Below are 24,366 nucleotides of genomic sequence, written 5' to 3'. Positions count from 1 at the left end.
GTGACTCAGAGCAGTTCTGAATCGAACTCTTCAGCACCGTTGGGTGCTCAGCAGGAATCCCTGCAACAGCTTGACCTGTTGCAGGGATTTCCTGCTCTTCGTGATGCCCTGATTCCGGCTGCCCCGGAGCCGGTGAACGTTGCCGCCGAGTTGGAGGCGAGCGGCGTGCCGAACCCTGTGGCGCGTGTGCGCGTGGATAGCACCCTGCCGCAGGTGGACCGCACATTTGATTACCGTGTGCCCGCTGAACTGAGTGAGGATGCGGTGCCCGGCGCCCGCGTGCGTGTGCTGTTCAACGGCCACGAGCTGACCGGTTACATTGAGGAGCGCGCCGCCACGACTGATTGGACGCGCACCTCGCTGCTGCCGCTCAAGTCGGTGCTGTCGCGTGTGCCCTCTGTTGCGCCCGAAATTTTTGCGCTTGCCGAGGCGCTCGCCGACCGTTACGCCTCCACGGTGGCGAACGTGCTGCGCCTGGCGGTGCCGCCGCGCATTGCCGCGCTGGATAAGAAGTACGCGCCCCTTCTGCCGGGTTATGAGTCGGCGTATTTGGGTGATTCTGCTCCGGTAAGCACTTCCGATGCTCCCGAGAGCGCGGCTTCCGAGCATGTGGCTTCCGAGAGCACGGAATCTGGGCCTTCTACCGCCTCCGCTGCCTCCAGCGCCGCTACTTCCATCGCTACCGACCCGTACGCGTGGCTTGCCACCCCCGGCGCTCCCGCACCCTTCGTGCTGGACCCACCGGCGCTGAACCCGGACGCGCCGGATGCCGCCTCCGTCTTCTCTGATTACGAGAACGGCGCGGAGTTCATTGAAGATGTTGCCGCCGGTGCCGCGACCCGCGCCGTGATGACGGTTCTTCCCGGTCACCTGGAGCACACGTGGGCGGATGTTTTGGCGACCGCACTCGCGGCTGCTGCTGCCAGTGGTCGCGGCGCTATTGCGGTGGTTCCGACCGCTAAGAACCTGGATCTTCTGGAGGCGGCGCTCGCCGAGCGTCTGCCGGCTGACTCGTTTGTGCGTTTGAGTTCTGATTCGACTCCGCATACTCGCTATCACGGGTTTGTGAAGGCGCGCTTGGGGCAGGTGCCGGTGGTGATTGGTACCCGCGCTGCCGCCTACGCGCCGGTGGCGAACCTGGGCCTGGTGGTGTGCTGGGATGACGGCGATTCTTCGCTGGTGGAGCAGCGCGCCCCGTATTGTCATGCCCGTGATGTGTTGCTTCTGCGTGCTTCTGCTGAGAATACTGCGGCGCTGTTTGCCGGGTTCAGCATGAGTAGTGAGGCGGCGCGTCTGGTGCGTACACGCTGGGCGTCTCATGTGCGTGCGCCGCGTGCGTTGGTGCGTGATTTTTCGCCGCGTATTTTTTCGACGGGTTCGGAGTTTGAGTTGGCGCGTGACCCGTTGGCGGCGATGGCGCGTATTCCTCACCTGGCGTTTGAGCATGCTCGTCGGGCGTTGGCGCGTGGTCCTGTGTTGGTGCAGGTGGCGCGTAGCGGTTATATTCCGTCGTTTTCGTGTGAGCGTTGCCGCATGCCGGCGCGTTGTGGCGAGTGTAGTGGGCCTTTGTCGGTGGCTTCGGGTTCGTCGGTTCCGTCGTGTTCGTGGTGCGGTCATTTGGCGCAGCAGTGGCGTTGTTCTGAGTGTGGTTTTACGCATTGGCGTTATTCGGCGGCGGGTGCGACTCGTACTGCTGAGGAGTTGGGCCGTGCGTTCCCGAATGTTCCGGTGATTTCTTCGGCTGGTGACCATGTGCGCGCGTCGGTTGGTCCTGAGCCTGCGTTGGTGGTGGCGACTCCGGGTGCTGAGCCGGTGGCTTTTGGCGGCTATGCGGCGGCGCTTCTTCTGGATGCCGATAAGATGCTTCGTTTTGATTCGTTGCGTGCTCCGGAGGCGGCGTTGCGTCGCTGGCTGAATGCGGCGGCGTTGGTTCGTCCGGCGGCTCTTGAGGGTACGGTGGTGACGACTGCTTCGCCGTCGCCGGTGGAGCAGGCGCTGGTGCGTTGGGATCCGGCGTGGTTTGCACGTGAGGAGCTGGAGGAGCGCGCTCAGACGGGTCTGCCTCCGGCGGTTCGTACGGCTGCGGTGACCGGTGCGGAGGCGGATGTTCGCGCCTTCATGGAGGAGTTCTTGGGCTCTTCTGCGCTGCCGGAGCGGGTGCGTGAGCAGTTGCGTATTGTGGGTCCGGTTCCTCTGGATCAGGGGTATTTTGCCTGGTCGGAGTCTCTTGAGGAGGATTCTGAGGAGGCGCCGGTTCAGGGCGATTGGCGTACCCTGATGTTTTTCTCGTATGGCATTGCTCAGCAGGTGACTCGTGAGTTGCGTGCTACGCGTGCAACGATTGCGGCGTTGAAGAAGAACGTGGGGGAGCGCCCGGTTCAGATTCGCTGTGACGGCTTGGACGTGCTGTGATTTTCTAGTCGTGCTGTAGTGTTCTAGTGAGGGGCAGGTTTGTCCCGGGTTGGGCGTTGGCACGCGGGTTTGCGGGTGCGCTGTGCGCAGAGGCGAGGAGGTGAGAGGCATGTCGAAGGTGCCTCATCTGCTGAAGGGTAGTGCGCTGCCTGACGGTGAGCAACGGCGGCTGGCTGAGTATGCTTCTGCGCACCCGAAGAGTGCCCTGCACCGCAAGGGTCAGCATCATGATGCGGCGGTGCTACTGGTTCACGGTATCGGCTACCAGAATCACGGCGAGACGCTCGCGTATTTTGGCAAGCCGGTGGCGCATAGTGTGCAGACTCTGCTGGCGCTGAACACGGGTGCGGATTCTGTAGCCCTTTCCTCTGGCGCCCCCTCCGAAGAGAACCCCGATGCGGAGGCTTCTGCGCGGGTTCGTGTTGAGGTGATTCCTGACGGCGATACCCTCCCGCTTGCCGCCGAGGTGAACCCGCTGAGCCACCACAGCGAGTTGACGTATTCGTTGACGATTGAGCGCACGGAGTACCCTGCTGACCCGGTTGAGGAAAGCCCTCAGGTTGAAGAGAACTCCGCGCAGGAAGAACCGCCGAAGCCTCCGAGCCCAAAGAATCTACAAAAATCAGTCTGCCGAAAATTGAACTTCCGAAGGTGGAGCTGCCCAAAGTGGAGTTGCCCAAGGTGGAACTGCCTAAAGTGGAGCTCCCTAAGATTGAGCTGCCGAAAATTGAGCTTCCCAAGGTAGAGCTCCCGAACATTGATTTCCCGAATATCGAGCTGCCGAACCTTGAGCTTCCGCGCCTGCCTCAGCCGAAGCCGCGCCCGGTTCGCACGGTCACTCGCCGCAGCCTCCTTTTTCAGGAGGGCTTCTGGCGGCCCAGGCATTACCGCCCGTTGAAGGAGCATTTGCCCTGGTTGGTGTCGGTTTTGCCGCTGTTTTTGATGTTCTGTTTCTACTATGAGCGCCCCGGCGCGACCTGGCGTGAGCGTGCCGGGCACCTGTTGCGTTCTACGGCGCGGTTTGTGAACGTGGCGCTGTGCCTGGTGCTGGCGGCAATGGCTGTAATGACTTTCCGCGATGCTTTTGTGGCGTCTCTGGGTACTCCACAGGGTGCGTTTACGGGTCTGGCAGCGGTGCTCGGTCTGGGTATTGTGGGCTGGGTTTTGGCTCGTCGTGCCCGTGAGCTGTGGGCGCTGGTGAAGGCTATTCCGACGCAGCTGATTCAGACGGCGACCAGCCCGGAGTCGCGCGATTTGGAGCGTATTTATGCGCGTCTGGATCGTCAGCTGGACGATTTGAGTTCCCGTAGCGATGCGGTGGGCATTATTGCCCATTCGCAGGGCGGCTATTTGAGCTATGAGCTTCTGCGCCGTCGTGCGGCGGCGGGTAAGAAGCCGATTCGTTTCTTCTACGGCCTGGGTAGTGGCGTGGTCCCGATTAGCATTATCGCTAGTGACCGCAACGACATTCCGGGGCACCTGGATGCCGCGGGCGGCTACCGTAACCGCGCCATGCTTCTGTGGGTGAGCGCGGTTGCGGCGTTCTCCTGGCTTGTGGAGGCGTCCCTGCTGTTTGGTCCGTACCGTTCGCTGCTGCACTATACGATGCTGGTGCCCCTAGCGTTGAGTGTGGTACCCGTGGTTGCGAGCGTGCCGGGTGCCTTCAAGGGCAGGGCCCGTATTGGCCGAAAGAGTGCACGGGAAAGCGCCTCCGCAACTACCTCGGTAAACACCCCGGCGAATGTGCGCCTGGTCAACCCGTACGGCACGCGCGCCTACGTGAAGTGGCTGATTCCGCTGCTCTTCGTGCACGGCGTTTTCATGCTGTACGCGGTGTTCATGCTGCTGCTGGCTCAATTGCGTGTTGAGGGCGCGGTCCCTGAGCTGACCGCCGCCTCCGTGGCGTTTTGGGGCGCGCTGATTCTGGTGCTTATGATGTCGGTGCGTAGCGCCTGCCACCTGTATGTGCGCGCCTACGCGCCGATGCTGCAGGACCTTGATGTGGTTGACCGGTGCGAGATTTCTGCTCGTGGTGACAGTATCGGCAGGTCGAATATTACTCAGCCCGCCGATGTAGACGTCAGCTTTGTGACCCTGCCGGGCCCGTCGGTGAATAGTCACATGCAGTATTTTGATGCGTGCTCGCCGGTGCCGTTGATGCTTGCGCACCGCCTGGTGCCGCACATGATGCCGGCGGGTGAGCAGGCGCAGAAGGCGGAGGCTTTCACCGATATTGGTACGGAACTGAACCACGGTTTTGCGCGCGTGAAGAAGTGGATGCGCACCATGCATTACGGGCTGTATGCGGTGCTTCTGCTGATGCTGTCGGTGCTACTGAATGTGACGTCGCCGGTGAGCCTGTCCGCGTTGACGGGGCTTGATACGTCGCGTCTGCATTCGGAGGGATTCGACCGTCTGGTGGCGGATGCTCAGCAGCTGCGTGAGCAGGCGGGTTCTTCGGATCTGCTGCTGTGGATTCTGGTCGGCATTTTTGTGGTGGAGGCGCTGCTGATGATGGTGCTTTCGCCGTGGACTCAGCGGCGTTTGCAACGTGCGTTCATGATGCGCAAGGTGGACCGCACGGGTCAGCTGAGCGAGTTCAATCCTTTGCCGATGGTGACGGCTCTTCTGGGTCTTGATGGTGAGGATGAAGACGCTGAGGATGCAGAGGAACATAACCTCGCAGGGGAGAAAAAGCAGGAGAGTAAAGCAGGACAGAGCGCTGTAGTTTAGGGCGCTTAGGTGGTGCCGTTGGAAGGGCACCCCAGAATTTTTATGCATTCGTGTGCACCTAAGATTTGCTGGGGTTTGGATGATTCTAATTGGCGTAGTCTCCGTATCCACGGTAATATATTCAGCACTGCGGATACTATTTCGGCGCTTGTCGAGGTGGTGTTGGCAGTATCTATCACTCAACTTCGCGTACGCCTCACAACCGTGCGCACCAACGAAAGATGAATACTGGTGACTCAGACTATGATCACCCCCGCATACGAACCTGCATGCGGCGGGTCTGCTTCTGTACACAATTACGGCGTCATGCACCCGGACCCCGTGTTGCTTTCCGACATGACCAGCGCAGAACGAGGAGCTGTTTACCGCTACTTGGCGCGCTTCGCTGAGCTGGATGACGCAAAGATTTTCTACGCGTACGGTCACGCTTACGAACTGGCTCGTAAGGATGCTGAACGCGGTCTCTACGCAACTATGGCGTAGCCTGCATCGTTAGTTTTTAGAAATGCTGCTGCACTCTTTGTGAGTGCGGCAGCATTTCTGCTTTTCGGGCTGGCTTTCACGCTGGCTTTCGGGTGGGTTTTAGTTTGGTGGGGAACTCGGCGGTCGTATGCCGCTATGATGCCCCTGATTTCTTCCTGACAACCGGGGACGTGTCCACTATGGGGGCGTTCCCTGATGGTTCTTGAACATTGATTAGCTCTTGGGTAGTTTAGAGATATCACAACCACTACTGCGAAGAGACTTCCGATGATCTCCGTAGGTTCTTTTCGCGGTGTTACCTCCGGTAGCGTCTGCATTGTTGCGGTGCTGCCCTAAGAAACGCCCTAAGGAAAGGTTCTCGCCGATGAGCTTCACCAATATTGCCTATGATTACGAGCCGGAACTTGGCGATTCGGCACCGAGCCGCGACAACGGCATTACTCACCCGGACCCTGTGCTGCTGTCCTCGATGACGAAGGCTCAGCGTGGCGCGGTGTGCCGCTACCTGGCTCGTTTCGCTGAGCTGGATGACGCGAAGATTTTCTACGCGTACGGTCATGCGGATGAGCTGGCCGCGAAGGAAGCGGCTCGTACTGGTAGCTTTGCTACGGTCTAAGGATTTCTGCTCCGGTGTGATGCGGTGAGACTGCACCTTCCGGATGCGCCCTCAGGGTGCCCGAGCTCTGCGAGGGCAGGTTCCCTGCGTAGGCGCGGAGGAAGTGTGTAGCGAACCGCCGCTGTACATCGTTTGCTGTATGCCGCGTACGCCACCCGGCGACCACAAACTAAATACGAGAATGCCGCCGCACCCTCCCGAGTTTCGGGGGAGTGCGGCGGCATTTCTTTGCCTAACGCAGGCCTTAGAGCCCGCGCACGACCTCCAGCAGCTTGAGCGCGGAGTTGCGCCAGGAGTAGCGGCGCACATCCGACAGGCCGTCAATGATGACGCGCTCACGAACGGCGGTGTCCTCCAGGGAGCGGATAGCCTTCACCCAATCGGCGACGTTCGCCTCCGGGGCGCCGTCAACCGGCGCAAACACGGCGTGCGGGGCAATCTCACGGAAAATCGGGATGTCACTAATCACCGCGGGGCAACCGGCAGCCTGAGCCTCAACCACGGGCAGACCGTAACCCTCCTCGCGGGAAGCAGTCACCAGCGCGTGCGCCTGGCGGAGCAGCTGCTGGTACTCCTCATCGCTCACGCCGTTGTGCACCTCCACGTTCTCACCGATGAGGCGCTCGTCGGTGAGCTGCACCAGGCGCTGCGGCGGCATCTTCGACAGCAGGTGCAGGCGGTAATCCGGCAGCGCGCGCATCGCCAGCAGCAGGGTTTCAACGTTCTTGTACGGCATGAACGAACCCATGTACACCAGGTGCTTGACGGGCTGCTCCTCGCGGGTGGTGGCGCGTTCCAGCGCGGTCTGGCGGGAGACGACGCTGCCGGGCTGCGGGGCGTTGGGCACCACGAACAGCGGCTTGGTGGTCAGCTCGTGCTCACGAATCAGTGAGGCGGTCGACTCAGAAACAGTCACGACCGCGTCGCCGTGGTTGAGCAGGAAGCGCTGCGGGGTGTAGGTCTTGTGGAAGAGTCGCCAGCCCACGCGCACCGGTGCGGGCAGGAACCCGGGCGGGGTTGGGTGCGAGTAGTAGATCAGGTCGTGCAGGGTGAGAATCAGTTTGAATTTGCGTCCGGTGGAGCCGATGGTCTGCATGGGGGAGAACACCACGTCCGGCGCATACTTGTTCAGCTGCAGGGCTGCGGTCGGTTCGAGCGGGCCGGTGGGCGAGCAGATTTTCACGTGCGGCAAATCCGGTAGCATGTCCAGCTGACGTTCGTCGCTAATAATCATGGTGAGGTTGAGGTCGGCGGCGGCTTCGTCACCGGTGTCGATGAGGGTTTTGAGCGCGCCCAGCAGGGACGCGGTGTAGCGGCTGATGCCGTCGTGGAAGCCGATACGGGTGTATCGGGCGTCAACCATGAGTTTCATGTTGGTTCCTTACTTCTCGTTCCCTGAGTGGTCGGCGGCGAAATCGGCGATGAGTTCCGCGGCGCGGCGAGGGGTTTCGTAGTGGATGAGGTGCCCGACTTCGGGGATCATGTCCAGGCGCTCGCGGGCGCCGGACGAAGAAGCGGGCAGGTCGCGGGAGGTCAGCGTCGCGTACATGGCGCGCGCTGTTTCGGGGGTGCCCAGGTCGTCGTCTTCGGCGACGAGCATCTGCACCGGCACCCGGATTGCGGCGGCGTATTCGGCGGCGGTGTGCGTAATGGACGCTTCGTAGGCGCTGAGCACTCCGCGGCGGGAACCGAAGGAGCCGAAGTATGCGGCGTGCTGGCCGTTGATGAAGCGGCGCATTGCCTTGTCTTTGGTGCGCATCATGACTTCGCTGGAGGCGCGGGTAATCAGCTGCGAACGCAGCAGCGGGTAGCCGATTTTTTCGGGTAGTACCGCGCCGGCACGGTAGTAGAGGGATGCGAGGCGGGAGGCGACGCGCTGGCTGCCTTCGAGGGCGGGTTCGCTAATCGGGTTGATGAGCGAGAGGAGCGCGAGCGAGTTGGGGTGTGCGGCGGCGAAGGCGCTGGTGACGATGGAGCCGAAGGAGTGGCCGACCAGGTGCAGCGGTAGGGGCTGTGCATCCTCGCGGGCGGGGTTGGTGTGCTTCACAAAGTCGTTCAGCCACGCCACGTACGCGTTGATGTTGTCTCCGCCCTGAGCATTTTCGGGCAGGTCTGCGGAGCGGCCAAAGCCGGGCAGGTCGGGGCTGATGATGCTGACGTTCGGGATGAGCTTCAGCAGGTAGTTCGCGATGATTTCCAGGCCGTGGTGGTCGCCGCGGAAGCCGTGCACGAGCAGCACAGGGTAGGAGCCTTCGGGGAAGGTGCCGCCGTTCATGCCTTTGCCGTACTGCCAGTAGCGGGTCATGACCGCCTGCGCGCCCTCACCGATGAGGGCGTCGTGGCGGGTGCCGGGAATGAGCGGGCCGGGCACACCCTCAAGAACTGAGGTGTTGGGGGAGTCCGGGGTAACGGTGGAGGTCATGGGTACCTTTCGCGGGTTGGGTACTGGGACGGCAAAGTCCCGTTCTTAATTCTAGGGGAGAAGCCTGAAAGGGCTCTGAAACCCGACTGCCGCATCGGTGGTTGGGCGTGTGATTGCGCAGGTGGTCGGGTGGGTGGTGCCGTCCATTTGGTAGTCGGCTCGGCCTCAACTCTGGCGCGGTGCGGGTTTCGCGTTACACTTGGAGGGTTAAGTTTTTATCAACCTGTCTTTATTTAAGGAATCGCTGTGTCTGCTCAGGTAGAGACCGAACGCAACGAAAATGCGTACGACTTCCGCGCTATGGAAGCCAAGTGGCGCCCCTACTGGGACGAAACGAAGGTTTTCCAGCCCACCGGTGACGCCCCCAAGGGCCGCAAGTATGTGCTGGATATGTTCCCGTACCCCTCCGGTGACCTTCACATGGGTCACGCGGAGGCATTCGCTATTGGTGACATGAACGCCCGCTACTTCAAGCAGTGCGGCTACGATGTTCTGCACCCGATTGGCTGGGACTCCTTCGGTCTGCCCGCTGAGAACGCAGCCATTAAGAACGACACTCACCCCAAGGAGTGGACGTACAAGAACATTGAGACTCAGGCTGAGTCGTTCAAGCGTTACGCTATTGCCGCTGACTGGAGCCGCCGCCTGCACACCTCGGACCCCGAGTACTACAAGTGGACTCAGTGGCTGTTCGAGCAGTTCTACAAGAAGGGCCTGGCATACCGTAAGGACTCCATGGTCAACTGGTGCCCCAAGGACCAGACCGTGCTCGCGAACGAGCAGGTTGTGAACGGTGCGTGTGAGCGTTGCGGTACTACCGTGACTAAGAAGTCCCTGAACCAGTGGTACTTCAAGATCACCGACTACGCGCAGCAGCTGCTGGACGATATGGAGCAGCTGGAGGGCAAGTGGCCCGACCGCGTGCTGCTCATGCAGCGCAACTGGATTGGCCGCTCTGAGGGCGCTGAGGTGCGCTTCGAGATTGAGGCGACCGAGGACCAGGCTGCTGAGTCCTTCACCGTGTTCACCACCCGCCCGGACACCCTGTACGGTGCAACCTTCATCGTGGTTGCTGCGGATGCGGCGTTCGCCGAGCAGATTGTGGCGCCCGAGCAGAAGGCTGCCCTGGAGCAGTACCGCGAAGACATTAAGGCACTGAGCGACATTGACCGCCAGTCCTCCGACCGTGAGAAGACCGGCGTATTCACCGGCCGCTACGCAATTAACCCGCTGACCGGCGCGAAGCTGCCCGTGTGGGCTTCTGACTACGTGCTCGCCGACTACGGTACCGGCGCGATTATGGCTGTGCCCGCGCACGACCAGCGCGACCTTGAGTTCGCCCTGAAGTTCGACCTGCCCATCGTGAAGGTTCTGGACGTTGAGGGTGCTGAGGACCCGGCTACCAGCGGTGTTGCCGCAGCTGGTGACGGCGTGCTCATCAACTCCGGTGAGCTGACCGGCCTGCCGAAGGCTGAGGCGCTCGCTAAGGCTATTGAGCTGGTTGAGGCTGCCGGCACCGGTGAGGGTAAGGTCATTTACCGTCTGCGTGACTGGCTGCTGTCTCGCCAGCGTTTCTGGGGTACCCCCATCCCCGTGATTCACTGTGAGGATTGTGGCGAGGTTCTGGTGCCTGAGGATCAGCTGCCGGTGCTGCTGCCCGATAACCTGCGCGGTGAGCAGCTGGCTCCTAAGGGCCAGTCGCCTCTTGCCGCTGCCGATGACTGGGCGATTGTGCCTTGCCCTGAGTGTGGCAAGCAGGCTCGCCGTGACTCGGACACCATGGACACCTTCGTGGATTCCTCCTGGTACTTCCTGCGTTACGTTTCCCCGAACTACGACAAGGCTCCTTTCGACCCGCAGGCTATGAGCGAGTGGGGTGCCGTCGACATGTACGTTGGCGGTGTGGAGCACGCTATTCTGCACCTGCTGTACGCACGCTTCTTCACCAAGGTTGTTCGCGACCTGGGTCTGATCAAGCACGATGAGCCGTTCAAGGCTCTCATGAACCAGGGTCAGGTGCTCAACGGCGGTAAGGCGATGTCCAAGTCGCTGGGTAACGGCGTGAACCTGGGTGAGCAGCTCGACAAGTTCGGTGTGGACGCTATCCGCACCACCATGATTTTCGCGTCCCCGCCCGAGGATGACGTGGACTGGGCGGATGTTTCCCCGTCCGGTTCGCAGAAGTTCCTGGCTCGCGCATGGCGTGTGGCCCAGGACGTCACCAGCGAACCCGGCGTTGACGCAACCACCGGTGACCTGGAGCTGCAGAAGCTGATTGCTCGCACCGTGCACGAGGTTCAGGGCCTGCTGGATAACGGCAAGTTCAACGTGGTTGTTGCTAAGACCATGGAGCTTGTGAACGCTACCCGTAAGGCTATTGACTCCGGTGCTGGTGCGGCTGACCCGGCTGTCCGTAAGGCTGCTGAGACTGTCGCTATTCTGCTGTCTCTGTACGCACCGTACACCGCTGAGGACATGTGGCACGCTCTCGGCCACGACACCCCGGTTCTGACCGCGGGCTTCCCCGAGGCTGACCCGGCTCTGCTGGTGGATGACACCGTCACCGCTATCGTGCAGATTAAGGGCAAGGTCAAGGCTCGTCTGGAGGTTGCGAAGGATATTTCCGAGCAGGAGCTTCAGGAGCTGGCTCTGGCGGATGCCGCTGTTCAGCGTTCGATTGGTGACGCCGAGATCCGTAAGGTGATTGTGCGTGCGCCTAAGCTCGTGAACATCGTGATCTAAGCTTTTTAGATAAAGAAGTTTCTTAGATAAAGTACAAGCCCCGCTGTGGCTTCGGATCGTTCAATGGAACGAACCCGGAGGCGCGGCGGGGCTTTGCTGTACTGCGGTAGTGATGAGTGCCATAATGTTCAGGGAACGCTAGGAGAGGGTTCGTCATCGAATCACGCACTGACGAACCGGAAGAAGGGCCGGAATATGGAGCGAGAGAACAAAGCAGAGAACCGCATTGCCGTGGTGACCGATAGCGCCGCCGCCCTCGACCCGGAGCTCGTGCAGCGCCTGAGCGCTCGCGGTAATTTTGTACTGGTTCCGATGCCGGTGACTATTCGCACGCCCGGTGAGCCGGATCGTCAGCTGCAGGATTTGACCACCGCCGAGGTGGATGAGGCGATTATGCTCGCGCACGTGATGGGTCAGACGGTGAGCACTTCCGGGCCCGCGCCGGGCGTGTTTGCTGATGTGTATGACGAGTTGGCGTCGCGAGGTTTTACGCATGTGGTATCGGTGCATCTGTCCGGTGAGCTCTCGGGCACGGTGGAGGCGGCACGCACCGGTGCCCGCCTGAGCCGCCTGGGTTCTAAGGGTGTGAGCGTGGTGGATAGCCGCACGGTCGCCGGTGCCTACGGTCATGCGGTGGTGCGCGCCCTGGAGATGCTGAACTCTGCTTCCTCTGATTTTGTTCCGAGCCCTGACCACCCAAGCTCTGACTATCCGACTGTGGCGCAGCTGGTGGACTACATTCAGTCCGTCTGCGAGCAGTCCACGCTCTACTTCTATATCCCGACCCTGGATGCGTTGCGCCGCGGTGGCCGTGTTTCCCCGGCGTTGGCGATGGTGGGGCAGATGTTCCAGATTAAGCCGATTGGCACGATTACCGAGGGCAAGCTGGCGTATGTGGAGCGCCCCCGCACTGCGGCGCGCGCCCTGGAGCGCCTGGTGGAGGTGACCGTGCAGACCTGCCGTGAGCATCAGCATGCGGCGGCGCTCACCTCGGCTTCAGCGGGCTCTGCTACCGCCGACCCCGCCAGTTCTTCGCTTGCCGCATCCCCGCGCGGTGAGGTGGTTGCGGTGCATCATGTGGGTAATGCGGCGCAGGCGGTGCAGCTGTACGAGCAGGTTCAGCAGATGCTGGGGGAGAGCTCCCTAGTTCATGATGCCGCCGCTTCTTCGGCGCCGGAGTTTTTGGTGAGCGCGCTACCGCCGGTGCTGTCGGCTCATTCGGGTTTGGGTGCTGTGGCGCTGGTTGTTTATTAGGATCGTGTACTAGCCGACTACCCGGCGTGCGCGTGTTGAGCCTGTGCTGTGTGCTTGTGCTGTGTGTCCGCGGATGTGCTCATGCGGTGTTTCCGTGCGATGCGCCGCGGGCGACACGAAACGCGACACGAAAACTGTGCTCCGGGGGAGTTTTTAACCCGTTTTGGGCTGTGGTGTGTCTTACGTTGGGGTCGTTTGTTTTCGCGTGAGAATTTGCACTGCCCGTGAGTTCACGGGGCCTCTTTGAAAGCCATTCGCAAGTGAAAGGGTATTTTTTACCCTCACATTTTGCCTTGATATGGCGCGGTTTTTAGCAAATGTGCGTTTCATGTGTGTTTATGTTGCCGTGACCGTATCGCAACATTTTCTAAGGGTGAACACAACGCAAACCAACAGAAAACAACGGGTTTTTGCCGGTTTTTATGGCGCAACTCACAAAAATTTCTCGATAGAACACACCAAAACACACACAAACTAGGGTAGGATTGTTACCAACAACGGCGGAACGCACCGGGCAACATAGAGCACGGACGAATCCGACTAAACCAGAGCCCACAAGGCATCGGATTTGTACACCGCCACCAACGCACTGACAAGGAGATACTCCAGTGACTGTACGCGTAGCAATCAACGGCTTCGGCCGCATCGGCCGCACCTTCTTCCGCGCAGCTCAGACCGAGGGCGTCGGCTTCGAGATCGTCGCAATCAACGACCTCACCGATGTTGAGACCCTGGCACACCTGCTCAAGTACGACTCCATCATGGGTCGCTTCAACGCAGAGGTTGAGGTCAAGGAAGGCGCGCTGGTTGTTGACGGCAAGGAAATCAAGATCCTCGCTGAGCGTGACCCCCAGAACCTCCCCTGGAAGGACCTGGGCGTTGACGTAGTCCTCGAGTCCACCGGTTTCTTCACCGAAGGCAGCAAGGCAAAGGCACACATCGAGGCTGGCGCTAAGAAGGTTATCCTCTCCGCTCCCGGTAAGAACATCGACGGCACCTTCGTCATGGGCGTGAACGACGACCAGTACGATGCAGCTAACCACCACATCGTCTCCAACGCATCCTGCACCACCAACTGCCTCGCTCCGATGGCTAAGGTTCTGAACGATGCATTCGGCATCAAGCAGGGTCTGATGACCACCATCCACGCATACACCGCTGACCAGCGTCTGCAGGATGCTCCCCACCGCGACCTGCGCCGTGCACGCGCAGCAGCTGTGAACATGGTCCCCACCTCCACCGGTGCAGCAGCAGCTGTTGGTCTGGTTCTGCCCGAGCTGAAGGGTAAGCTGGATGGCTTCGCAGTGCGCGTTCCCACCATCACCGGCTCCATCACCGACCTGACCTTCACCGCTGAGCGCGAGGTCACCGTTGAGGAAGTCAACGCAGCAGTCAAGGCAGCAGCTGAGGGTCCCCTGAAGGGCATCATCAAGTACAACGAGGATCCCATCGTGTCCAAGGACATCGAGGGTGAGCCCATCTCCACCGTCTTCGACGCACCGCTGACCAAGGTCATCGGCGACCAGGTGAAGGTTATCGCTTGGTACGACAACGAGTACGGCTACGTTGCACGCCTCGTGAAGTTCACCAACAAGGTTGTGGCTTCCCTCTAAGCCCCAATAGGCTTACGATGCTCACCGAGTGTAAGCGTCACCCCGCGTAACTAACGCATAGTGAACCCCGGCACCACCGCATTAAGCGGGGGAGTCGGGGTTTGCTGTACCAAGACTCTTTATGAGGGCCTTGAATAAAACCCCAAAAAACGTATAAACATACTATTTTCCGTCGCCCTTTTTGGGTCAAAAGTACCGTAAGAAAATAGCTGATAGAGTGTGCGAATATCCGCGATATTCTGCGGAGAAACACCATATAAAAGCTATTTTTTAGGCTGTCAAACACCCTAATGTTCGGTATGATGGAAACGGTATATAAACCCACCTATCCAGGAGGAATTCCTATGGCTAAGGCACTGTCCGAACTGCTCGAAGAAGGCGTCGCAGGCCGCCACGTTCTCGTCCGTTCCGACCTGAACGTACCCCTGAAGGACGGCGTTGTCACCGATGATGGCCGCGTCCGCGCATCCCTGCCCGTCATTGAGAAGCTTGCCAAGGCTGGCGCACGCGTTATCGTGACTGCACACCTGGGCCGCCCCAAGGGCAAGGTCGACCCCCAGTACTCCATCGCACCGGCAGCTGCACGCCTGGCTGAGCTGGCATCCGTGCCCGTGAAGGTTGCAACCGACCTGGTAGGCGAGGACGCAAAGGCTAAGGCAGCAGCCCTGGCTGACGGCGAAGTTCTGGTCGTTGAGAACGTCCGCTACGACGCACGCGAGACCTCCAAGGACGACGCAGAGCGCGGCGAATTCGCTGACGAGCTGGTCGCACTGACCGGCGAGAACGGCGCATACGTGAACGACGCATTCGGTGCAGTTCACCGCAAGCACGCTTCTGTCTACGACGTTGCTAAGCGTCTGCCCGCATACCTGGGTGACCTGGTGAAGAAGGAAGTTGACGTTCTGGCTAAGACCCTGAACGACCCCGAGCGTCCCTTCGTCGTGGTCATGGGTGGCGCTAAGGTTTCCGATAAGCTCGCCGTGATTGACAACCTGATCGGTAAGGCTGACACCATCCTCATTGGTGGCGGCATGGGCTACACCTTCGCATACGCACAGGGCTACGAGGTTGGCCAGTCGCTGCTGGAGAAGGACCAGGTCGAGAACGTTCTGCGTTACCTGAAGGAAGCTCCCGAGAAGGGCACCGAGATCATCACCGCAGTGGACGTTGTCTGGTCTGACGCATTCTCCGCTGATGCTAACACCGAGATCCGCCCCATTGAGGACCTGACCGGCGGCAAGCTGGGTGCAGAGGCTGAGGGTCTGGACATTGGCCCCAAGACTCGTGAGATCTTCGCTGAGAAGATCAAGGGCGCAAAGACCATCTTCTGGAACGGCCCCGTTGGCGTGTTCGAGATTGCTCCCTTCGCTGAGGGTACCCGCGCGGTTGCACAGGCGATCGTCGACTCTGACGCATTCTCCATCATTGGTGGTGGCGACTCTGCTTCTGCAGTCCGTAACCTGGGCTTCAAGGATGAGCAGTTCGGCCACATCTCCACCGGCGGTGGCGCTTCCCTCGAGTACATTGAGGGTAAGACCCTGCCCGGCCTGGAGGCACTGGGCGCCTAATCTGGCGCGGCTCATCTGACTCTACGTACAGTAGCGCAGAGTTTTAGCGTAAGAAACCCCTGTCGGGGCGGTATTTCGGTACCGTTCCGGCGGGGGTTTCTGCATGCCCGCTCATGCCCGGATAATCCTGCGCGGGCAGGGGTGGGGCTGTTTCCTGGCTATATGCTGTGGATTCCCTGGGTTTGCCACTTGTATCGGGGAGGCTGAGGAGTGGCTTTACTAGACTGGAAATGTAGAGGGCCTCGGCGCTCACCGGGCGGTACCCATACGGTTACCGCGGGGGGGGGGATGAAGCAGGGAGCACACGCACCTCTACCGACAAGCAAATACAGGCGGGCGAAGACGCCCAGGTGCTGAGCCCAGCCGCCCCGAGCAGCCCAGAACCGCCTCGGCAGCTCGCAAACTCAGCAGCTCGTGTACTCAGTAGCTCATGAACATGGAATCCAGGGAGGGAAAGAATGCCCATAGACACTCAAGCGCTCTTTGACGAAAAAGACTACACCGGAACATACCCGTACGTTGCCGATGGCGTGATTGGACCCTACACACCCGCAAACCGGGACCACCCCGCCTACTCGGCACCCGCCCCGGGCGTGAGGTACAGGCCGAGGCACTATGCGGCGAGGAACCTGCGCCCCTACCTGGGCTACTACTACGCCTGCCAAAACTACATGATTCTCGCCTCGGAACCGGCAGTTCTGAGGATGGACAATATCAGCGAAGAAATGTTTTTCCCCGCCATTCAGGACCTCTACGAAGAAGGTAAAGGCTGGGTCATTACCCCTAACCCCCAGATTCTGACCATGAACCTGCTGGAGAGGCAGCCGCGCCTCATCGACGAGACGCTAAAAATTGTGGAATGGAACGTGCGGTTCGATATCCTTCCCGAAGTTCAGGTGTACCGCAAAGACACGAACCAGGTGTACCCCATCACTGATTTTGATACGCGCGGCCTGATCCGTGACGGCGCAATCCACGGGACTCTACGCACACAATTCACGAATGAGTGGAGGCCCGTCCAATTCATTCCAGAAAATAGCCTGAGCTAGAGGAGGGGAGAGAAGCATGACGAATAACTTTGGCGGACCCGGATATAACCGATCTGGATATAACGAGCAACGAGCGCTCATGAGGTCTGTGATTACTCGCGCCAAGTTTATACGAGCTGGCGTGTTCGCTGGTGCCGCCCTCGTTGCGGTGGCTTTTGGTTGGGGTACTAAACTGCTCAACGGGACGGGTTCGGAGTCTCAAGCCGATAAGAAGCGTGACCAGGAATTTGTGCGCCTGGAACCCACGGAAAAGTACGATGAGCTCCGTACCTTGGGGACCTCTTCCGGGCCGTTGGTTTACACGGCGTTTGAGCGTAAGGGTCGCTTCATTCCTGCCACCGAGGCGCAGGCGGCGCAGAACGTGCCGTACCCTATTCAACAGCCCGGAATGGATAACTACGACCGCGCTGGCCTGTACGCGTTCTTGGCGTACTACTTCGCGTCGATGAATTACTTCTACCACACGGGCGACACGGAGCCTCTTTCTAAGGTCACGGACCCCGAAAAGGTGCTGCACCCCGAAATTCTTCGCCTGTACAGGGAGAAGCGCGGGTGGGTTATTTCGGCTGATAAGAATGTGCTGAGCGCCAATGTCGCTGATGATCTTATCGCCGGTGAAAAGGCTAAAAATACGAGCCGAAAAATCCTGGTGAGCACCCTGTACACGACTAAGGCTAAGGACCTTGCATTTTATGTTAAGGAGACGGGGGAGAAGCAGGATATCCGCAAATATTTGAAGTATCTGGGGCGTTTCTCGCTGGCTGTGGAGCATCTGCGTGGGCAGTGGGTGATTGTGGTTGACCGCGACGGCTACAGCAACCGCAACACCTACGAGCCGATCTACCCGCAAGGATTCGGGCAGCTGTAGCTTTCAAATAAACCGAGGAAGTGCATCCGCAGGGGAAGCCACCATGAGGCTTCCCCTGCACCCGTTTAAATGGCTACAGAACCCGCAAAACGGCAAGGGTCGAAAGAAACCGATGAACGCGGGGTGAGAATAGTCAAGGCACAGCATAAAACCGCGCCGAACCAGTGAAAATATGCCGCCAACCCTCTAAAATAGAAAAGGAAAATTCCGAACAACAACCCCGCACGGCATACCGCGCGGGAAAGCTAAGGAGCGAACTATGTCGCGTAAGCCCCTCATCGCAGGCAACTGGAAGATGAACCTCAACCACGCAGAGGCAGTCACCCTCGTCCAGAAGCTCGCATGGACCCTCGACGACGCAAACTTCAACTTCTCCGCAACCGAAGTAGCCGTCTTCCCGCCCTTCACCGACATCCGCTCCGTGCAGACCCTCGTCGAAGGCGACAAGCTGGACATCCTCTACGGCGGCCAGGACCTCTCCGTCCACGACTCCGGCGCATACACCGGCGAAATCTCCGGCGCATTCCTCTCCAAGCTCGGCGCAACCTTCGTGCTCGTCGGCCACTCCGAGCGCCGCACCTACCACCACGAAAGCGACGAGCTGTGCGCAGCAAAGGTCCAGGCAGCATACAAGCACGGCCTGACCCCCGTCCTCTGCGTCGGTGAGCCCCTCGAAATTCGCGAAGCAGGCACCCACGTCGAGTACACCCTCGAGCAGCTGCGCGGCTCCATCGCAGGTCTGACCGCAGAGCAGGCAGAAACCCTCGTCATCGCATACGAGCCCGTCTGGGCAATCGGCACCGGCAAGGTCGCAACCGCAGACGACGCACAGGAAATGTCCGCAGCAATCCGCGCAGAAATCGCTAAGCTCTACTCCGCAGACGTTGCAGAGAAGGTCCGCGTTCTCTACGGTGGCTCTGTCAAGTCCTCCTCCGCACCCTCCATCATGGGCAAGGAAGACGTGGACGGCGTGCTTGTCGGCGGCGCATCCCTGCAGGCTGACGAATTCGCAGCAATCGCGCGCTTCGACGCATAAAACCCCGACGCACCACAGCGTCTCATAGCATTACAGCGCCCGGCGGGTACCCACCCGACCGGGCGCTGAACCATTAAACCGCCACCGGAGATAGCGGCGGGCGCAAGAGCCGGGGGTTAGAGCCGGGAGTAGGAGCCAGACGTAAGAGGCGGGGGAGAAGAGGCGGGCGCGTTCGCCCCTAACCGCAAAACCCACCCAGAACACGCCGACCCCGCGGTTCGCCCCGTACACTTAACGGCATGTTCAGCTTTGGTTTTTCCCTGGTCGTCGCAGCCCTCGTCGGCATGATCCTCTACAGCTACCTGCGCAACCGCAAAGTGAGTGCCCCGCGCCTACCCGGCAATGACGGCGGCAACATCGGCTACGCAGGCGGCGCAGAATACCAGGAACCCTCGCCCGAATACCAGTACTTCGAGAGCCGCCGAGAAGCATTCCTCGACCAGCTCTACAGCCGCACCTCCTCACCGGAAATCCCCGTCACCCTCACCCTGCGCGACTGGGTAGACCAGGGCTTCTACGCTGAAGGAGGCGCCTACTGGGCAGCCGCGCAGCAGTTCACCTACTACCTCATCGACGGCGGATACGTGCGCGCCTACGACACCGAAGGCGACGAACTCACCGCCCAGCGTGTGCTCACCGACCGCCCCGCAGCACTGCAGCTGACCCCCAGCGAATACCAGCGCCGCAGCAACCGCGCCGCATAAAAAGCCGCCTCAACGTGACCGAAAGGCGGCTGTAGCGTATAGTTAAACCCGTCTGTCTGCACCCCGCAGCCCAGGCACCCCACCAGAAGACAACGAAGGAAGGTCCCCATGGACGTCATCATGAACGTACTCATGGTCATCATCGCCATCACCAGCGTGATCGCAGTGATGCTTGTGCTGCTCAACCGCGGTCAGGGCGGCGGCCTCTCCGACATGTTCGGCGGCGGTATGACCAACTCCCTGAACTCCTCCGGTATGGCGTCCAAGAACCTGATCCGCCTGACCGTCACCGTGATCGTCATCTGGGTTATCGCAGTGGTCCTGTACGGCCTGGCAATGCGCTTCAACGGCCAGATCGTCGTCTAGCCAGAGCCTCTCATCAGAGCCCACGCCCACCCCACCGAGGGTGAGCCAGTAGAGCTTCTCCCCGGCACTTCTCAACCGAGAATGCCGGGGATTTTTTATGCACCAAACGGCAATGACGAAAGCGGTAGCGGGGCGCGAATCTTTACGGCATGATAGGACGTATACACCACATACGAAAGGCAAAGAAGCCATGAGCGCCTACACCCTCGACTATACGTACACCGCCCCGTCAGCCCTCATCGACGGCGCCGACTCCCGCGCGCTCAGCCTCGCCACCAGCGGCGGCAGCACCCCCGAAGGTGCCATCTCCCACCCGTACTTCTTCTCCGGGTTCCTCGAACGAGCAGACGTCTACGCCACCGCATTACTGGTCGTCGCCAGGGTCGCCCGCACCCGCTTCTACGTACCGCCCAGCTCCCTCGCCGGAGCCCTACGCGCCGCAGACCCAGTCGTCACCAGCACCGCCGAAGGCCTACGCTTCGAATCCTTCAGCGCCTGCTGCGGAGTGTACGCGCGCCTCGACGTTGACTCCAGCGCACTCGACGCCAGCCACAGCGCCGTAGGCGTCACCAACGTAGACGTCAACCCGCCCCTGCGCGCCGCGCTCGCCTCCCTCAGGGCAGGGGAGCCCATCCACCTGAACGTCGGCGACGACGGGCTGCTCACCACCACCCTTGACGGCTCCGTCATGGAAGAAAAAGTGCCGCTGCCCATCCGCTGGCTCAAAGGCTTTGCAGAAACGCAGATGCTCTCATCCCGCATGAGCCCGGTGCACAGCCTGGACGCTGCCGCCGCCCGAACCTTCATCCACTCCCTGCCGCGTAACTCCAGCACCAAGGCGGTCCTGTGGGCGACCCGCGCGGTGCGTTCCCTGCGGCTTGCCACCCGCGCCACCGCCGGATCCGTATGCGTGGCGGGCCCCGAGCGTCTGCGCGTGCTTGAGCCGCTCATCCGCCACATTCAGCGCCTGGACGCGTACAGTGAGCCCGTGAGCGCCGGTAACGCGCCCGTGCCCAGCGTGTGGGTGGCGCACCTGCCCGGTGCACGCCTGAGCATTGGTTTGAGCCCTGAAAAGTCACGTGGGTTCTCCGGTGAGGGATCCGTGCTGCAGGCGCTGTCTAATCCGAACACCGCCCAGAACGCTGACATGCTCAGTGTGCTGCTTTCCTTCGAGCCGCGCATTGACGTGCCCGTCATGTCTGCCCGCGCAGGCCTGGACGAGGCGGCAACCCGCGACGCCCTCGCCCTGCTGGCTTCCTCCGGTCAGGTTGGTTTTGACGCGCACGCTGGCGAGTATTTCCACCGCCCGCTGCCCGTGCATCCGGAGGCGCTGACCGCCATGCATCCGCGCCTGGTTGGCGCGAAAAAGCTTGCCGATTCCGGAGCCATTGAGCGAGTCGGGGCGGGGGAGCACGGCACCGGTGAGTACAGTGTGCGCAGCGGCGCGAACATGTACACCGTGGTGCTACCCGCCAACCCGTACGCCGTGGAGGGGTACCTCTGCTCCTGCCCCTGGTGGTTGAAGTACCGCGGTACGCGCGGCCCCTGCAAGCACGCCCTGGCGGTCAGTATTCTTTACCGCGAACACGCCGCCGGCTAGGGTAAACACCCCGACACATCACGCACCGCACTAAAAGACGACGCCCCAAAAGCTCGCCTCAGCTTCCTACCGAAAGACCACCATGCGCAAACGCCCCGAAACACACACCTTCCCCGAAGGTGTCATCACCGAGCCACTCCCCGGCGAAGTCATTTACCCGCTCACTAGGCAGCAAAAAACCTGGAGCGACATCATGCACTTCAACCGCAATCTCGCCAACATCCTGGCGGTCGGCGGTACCTTCGAACAGATTTACCGCCGCTGGCAGTACTTCGACATTGTCACCACCCCATACGGCTCCCAGCTCGGTAAAAACACGCCCGGAACCGTCACGCAGGACCGCGTCAAAGCCTACGCAGAGTTCGGCTGGTTCACCGGAGGCGTTGCCATGCGCCTAGCTGAGCTCTACGGTGGGGCGTGCCTCGAACACAACGAGGAATACTACACTGCCCTCATCAACTGCGACCGTGAGCTGATCCTCCCGCTGCTGCGCGAGGACGAACAGCTCCGCGAAGAACTCATCTGGGGCATGCTCGCCGTCGAAGGTACCCGGGACGTATCCCTCACCCAGCGCGACTCCTACAAGCCTGGACAGAAGGACAACAACCCCGGCTGGTCCTGTGCCCTCATCGAAGCCACCGAAACCCGGCTGATCAGCCGCGACCGCCTCATTGACGCGCTCCTGAGCTCCCTCATGAGCGACTTCCCGGCGTACCGGGTCGGCTGGTTCTCACGCCTGGTCACCGGACTCAAACTCACCGCCGAAGAAATCGCGGTACGTCAGAGCGAATTTCTGACGCTGTTCTCCTCGCCTATCGGCCCGAGCGTGGCCCTCGGCGTGCAGCATATTCACCGCCTCTGGAGCAAAAACCCGCAGGCGCTGGATGCCACCGCCTTTGCCTACGCGGCACCCGCCGTATGCGCCGGAACCAAAGCAAACGCACTCAAAATCCTGACCATGCTCCAGGCGCTTTACCGGGCGGGCACCCTCGACGCTGCCGCCTGCGAAGACGCTGTAGTCATGGCGCTCAGCCACACCCACGCGCAGGTGCAGGCCGCCGCCCTCAAACACCTCGAAGAATGGGTTCAGGCGGGTGCCGCAGACGATGCGAGCGCCGAGACTATCGTGTTCGCCGAGCGCGCCCGCGAACTCTACTGCGACTACCGATCCCAGCTCGATCCGCTGGTTGTGGCACAGATTCAGGAAAAGGGCTCGCCGCTCCTCGAAGATGGGTACAGCCCGGAGAATAGCCGGGGGAGCGGCGAGGACAGCGCCGCCCTCACTGAAGCTGCTGACATTGAGGCCGCCGCCGCGGAGGCGCTCGCCGCCTCCCGCGCCGTAATCCACCGGTACTGGGACACCCCCGTGCGCCCCGTTACCGCATCTGACGTGCAAGAACGCGCCCGTGCGCTCCTGCACCATCAGGTCGCGCCCAGCACTACCCCCGATACGCTCAATGAAGCGGAACTTCCCGAAACGCACGCCGGATGCGAGCTGGAACTGGAACTGCTCACCGCCTACCTGCTCAGCGCCGACGGCACCGCGCAAAGCCCGAACCTGCTCGAACAGCTGGTTCCTATCTGCCTGAAAAAGCTGAACCACTGGGGTTTGACATGGTTCGACATGCGCGCGCACTTGACGGTTCTTGCCGCCGCCGGGAAGCTGCGTGAGCGCCCGAAGGCGTCGGAGATGACCCCGAAGGAAGACCCCGGTACGGTGCCGAACCTGCACACCATGTACTCCCGCCACGCCACGTTCTTCAGCACCGGATTCAAGGACGCCCTCGGCGTGCTGCAGAGCAGGCAGAGCTACACGCCGCTCGCCACCCCTGAGCTGTTCGGCGGGTGGGTACATCCGGATACCCTGGTGCGCCGGTACGCCAAGAACCTGGCTGATGGAGCCCCCATCCTACGTCAGGATTTCACGGCGGCGCTACTGCGTGTGCGCGTGCCGGAGGTGCTGCCTCCGTACGCTACCGACGAGCAGCGACAGGATGCACAGAGCCGCCGAGCTGAGGCGCTGACCCTGCTTGAAAGCCTCGAAGAGCAATACGTGAAGAACGCTCAGGAGGACGCCCCGCGCTCTGCTCCTACCCAGATTCGTGTGCTCCGCTCCGCCCTCGACGGCACCCTCGCCACCGGGCGCGTCAACCCCTACCTGGAATCCATCACGGTAGCCCAGCGGGAAAAAAGCTGGGGCCTTCAGCTGAACGGGGTGGCGCACGGTGCTTCCACCCCCGAGCTGAACGCTTTCCGCGGACTCGCCACCGCCCACCACGACGAAGAAGGACAGTACGCCCTGCTCTACCCCTCGCGGGCAGAACCGCTGGCTTTCTACTGCGCTAGCAGCAACTGGTACAGCTTGGACCACAGCGCCTTTGACCGGAGCCTGTATTTGGCGTTGGCGGCGCACCCCGGCGCGTGGGGTCCCGCCTGCGCGTTCGTGTTTGCCGCGGGCTTCTCGGAGCAACGCGTCGAAATTCGTTCCCTCGCCGTGGAAATTATGCACCGCGTGCTGGACGATCAGCTCAGCCTTGAGGATGCCACCGCAGGGTTCGTGAACTTTGTGCCGCTGGCAATGCTGAACCGTTGGGCGCTCGCCCTCACCGACTTCGCCCAGCTGGATGCGCGGGCGGCGGTGCGCTTCTTCGCGCGCCTCATACCGCACCTGGATACCGGGGCGAACTCGCTCGGTAAGCTGCTGGGCGCTTTCAGCCAGGCGTTGGCGACTATCGACCCTGCCACCCGTGCGCAGCTCGTGGATGAGCCGCTGCGTGCCTGGTTGGGTACGCTGACCGGTTCTTCGCAGAAGGCGCGGTACGCCCGGAATATCCTCAAGCAGGTGCAGGGCTAACCGCCCCGCCCGCACCCGTTCAACTCTTCACAACCATTCACCATCA

The 24,366-nt window shown here is 61.1% G+C and carries 18 protein-coding genes; 16 read left to right on the top strand and 2 right to left on the bottom strand.

Annotated features, from left to right (window positions below):
• From RM6536_RS08785 to RM6536_RS08765, 5 genes are all read left to right on the top strand, one after another.
• Positions 1–2,412 (top strand): prepilin peptidase, encoded by a 2,412-nt coding sequence (locus RM6536_RS08785; RefSeq protein ID WP_060824844.1) that lies wholly within the window; start codon positions 1–3, stop codon positions 2,410–2,412.
• A 109-nt stretch (positions 2,413–2,521) separates the two neighbouring features.
• Positions 2,522–3,157, top strand: a complete 636-nt coding sequence (locus RM6536_RS08780) for a hypothetical protein (protein WP_060824843.1) — start codon at positions 2,522–2,524, stop codon at positions 3,155–3,157.
• Positions 3,094–5,145: an aconitase gene (locus RM6536_RS08775; RefSeq protein WP_231917961.1), complete on the top strand. Its 2,052-nt coding sequence runs from the start codon at positions 3,094–3,096 to the stop codon at positions 5,143–5,145. Before RM6536_RS08780 ends, RM6536_RS08775 begins: the two co-directional genes overlap by 64 nt.
• A gap of 231 nt (positions 5,146–5,376) precedes the next feature.
• Positions 5,377–5,628 (top strand): hypothetical protein, encoded by a 252-nt coding sequence (locus RM6536_RS08770; RefSeq protein WP_044143859.1) that lies wholly within the window; start codon positions 5,377–5,379, stop codon positions 5,626–5,628.
• A gap of 364 nt (positions 5,629–5,992) precedes the next feature.
• Positions 5,993–6,244: a hypothetical protein gene (locus tag RM6536_RS08765; protein WP_005509134.1), complete on the top strand. Its 252-nt coding sequence runs from the start codon at positions 5,993–5,995 to the stop codon at positions 6,242–6,244.
• A gap of 244 nt (positions 6,245–6,488) precedes the next feature.
• On the opposite strand, the gene RM6536_RS08760 is transcribed toward RM6536_RS08765, so the two are convergent.
• Both RM6536_RS08760 and RM6536_RS08755 read right to left on the bottom strand, forming a co-directional pair.
• Positions 6,489–7,616 carry a glycosyltransferase family 4 protein gene (locus RM6536_RS08760; protein WP_060824841.1) on the bottom strand — a complete coding sequence of 376 codons (1,128 nt, stop codon included), beginning with the start codon at positions 7,614–7,616 and terminating at the stop codon, positions 6,489–6,491.
• A 9-nt stretch (positions 7,617–7,625) separates the two neighbouring features.
• Positions 7,626–8,666, bottom strand: coding sequence for an alpha/beta fold hydrolase (locus RM6536_RS08755; protein ID WP_060824840.1), 1,041 nt, complete (start codon positions 8,664–8,666; stop codon positions 7,626–7,628).
• Positions 8,667–8,912: 246 nt separating this feature from the next.
• Between RM6536_RS08755 and leuS the strand changes: the two genes are divergently transcribed.
• From leuS to RM6536_RS08700, 11 genes are all read left to right on the top strand, one after another.
• Positions 8,913–11,408, top strand: a complete 2,496-nt coding sequence (gene leuS / locus RM6536_RS08750; RefSeq protein WP_060824839.1) for a leucine--tRNA ligase — start codon at positions 8,913–8,915, stop codon at positions 11,406–11,408.
• Between the two features lie 195 nt (positions 11,409–11,603).
• Complete coding sequence (locus RM6536_RS08745) at positions 11,604–12,662, top strand: DegV family protein (protein ID WP_060824838.1); 1,059 nt, start codon at positions 11,604–11,606, stop codon at positions 12,660–12,662.
• 608 nt (positions 12,663–13,270) lie between these two features.
• The gene (gap, locus tag RM6536_RS08740; protein WP_060824837.1) at positions 13,271–14,275 is read left to right on the top strand and encodes a type I glyceraldehyde-3-phosphate dehydrogenase; all 1,005 of its coding nucleotides are present in this window, start codon (positions 13,271–13,273) and stop codon (positions 14,273–14,275) included.
• Between the two features lie 344 nt (positions 14,276–14,619).
• Positions 14,620–15,843 carry a phosphoglycerate kinase gene (locus RM6536_RS08735; RefSeq protein ID WP_044150479.1) on the top strand — a complete coding sequence of 408 codons (1,224 nt, stop codon included), beginning with the start codon at positions 14,620–14,622 and terminating at the stop codon, positions 15,841–15,843.
• 458 nt (positions 15,844–16,301) lie between these two features.
• Positions 16,302–16,892, top strand: a complete 591-nt coding sequence (locus RM6536_RS08730; RefSeq protein ID WP_060824836.1) for a DUF6318 family protein — start codon at positions 16,302–16,304, stop codon at positions 16,890–16,892.
• Between the two features lie 79 nt (positions 16,893–16,971).
• Positions 16,972–17,760, top strand: a complete 789-nt coding sequence (locus RM6536_RS08725) for a DUF6318 family protein (protein WP_231917960.1) — start codon at positions 16,972–16,974, stop codon at positions 17,758–17,760.
• 259 nt (positions 17,761–18,019) lie between these two features.
• Complete coding sequence (gene tpiA, locus RM6536_RS08720) at positions 18,020–18,796, top strand: triose-phosphate isomerase (RefSeq protein ID WP_005509126.1); 777 nt, start codon at positions 18,020–18,022, stop codon at positions 18,794–18,796.
• 239 nt (positions 18,797–19,035) lie between these two features.
• Positions 19,036–19,500: a hypothetical protein gene (locus tag RM6536_RS08715; protein WP_060824834.1), complete on the top strand. Its 465-nt coding sequence runs from the start codon at positions 19,036–19,038 to the stop codon at positions 19,498–19,500.
• Positions 19,501–19,608: 108 nt separating this feature from the next.
• Positions 19,609–19,866, top strand: a complete 258-nt coding sequence (gene secG, locus RM6536_RS08710) for a preprotein translocase subunit SecG (RefSeq protein WP_005506130.1) — start codon at positions 19,609–19,611, stop codon at positions 19,864–19,866.
• Positions 19,867–20,056: 190 nt separating this feature from the next.
• The gene (locus RM6536_RS08705) at positions 20,057–21,466 is read left to right on the top strand and encodes an SWIM zinc finger family protein (RefSeq protein ID WP_060824833.1); all 1,410 of its coding nucleotides are present in this window, start codon (positions 20,057–20,059) and stop codon (positions 21,464–21,466) included.
• 82 nt (positions 21,467–21,548) lie between these two features.
• Positions 21,549–24,320 (top strand): DUF6493 family protein, encoded by a 2,772-nt coding sequence (locus RM6536_RS08700; RefSeq protein WP_060824832.1) that lies wholly within the window; start codon positions 21,549–21,551, stop codon positions 24,318–24,320.
• Positions 24,321–24,366 lie beyond the last annotated feature (46 nt).

The organism is Rothia mucilaginosa (genome assembly GCF_001548235.1).
Taxonomy (GTDB): Bacteria; Actinomycetota; Actinomycetes; order Actinomycetales; family Micrococcaceae; genus Rothia; species Rothia mucilaginosa_B.
The sequence above is the reverse complement of the archived record's forward strand: the minus strand, read 5'-3'. Positions and strand labels throughout refer to the sequence as shown.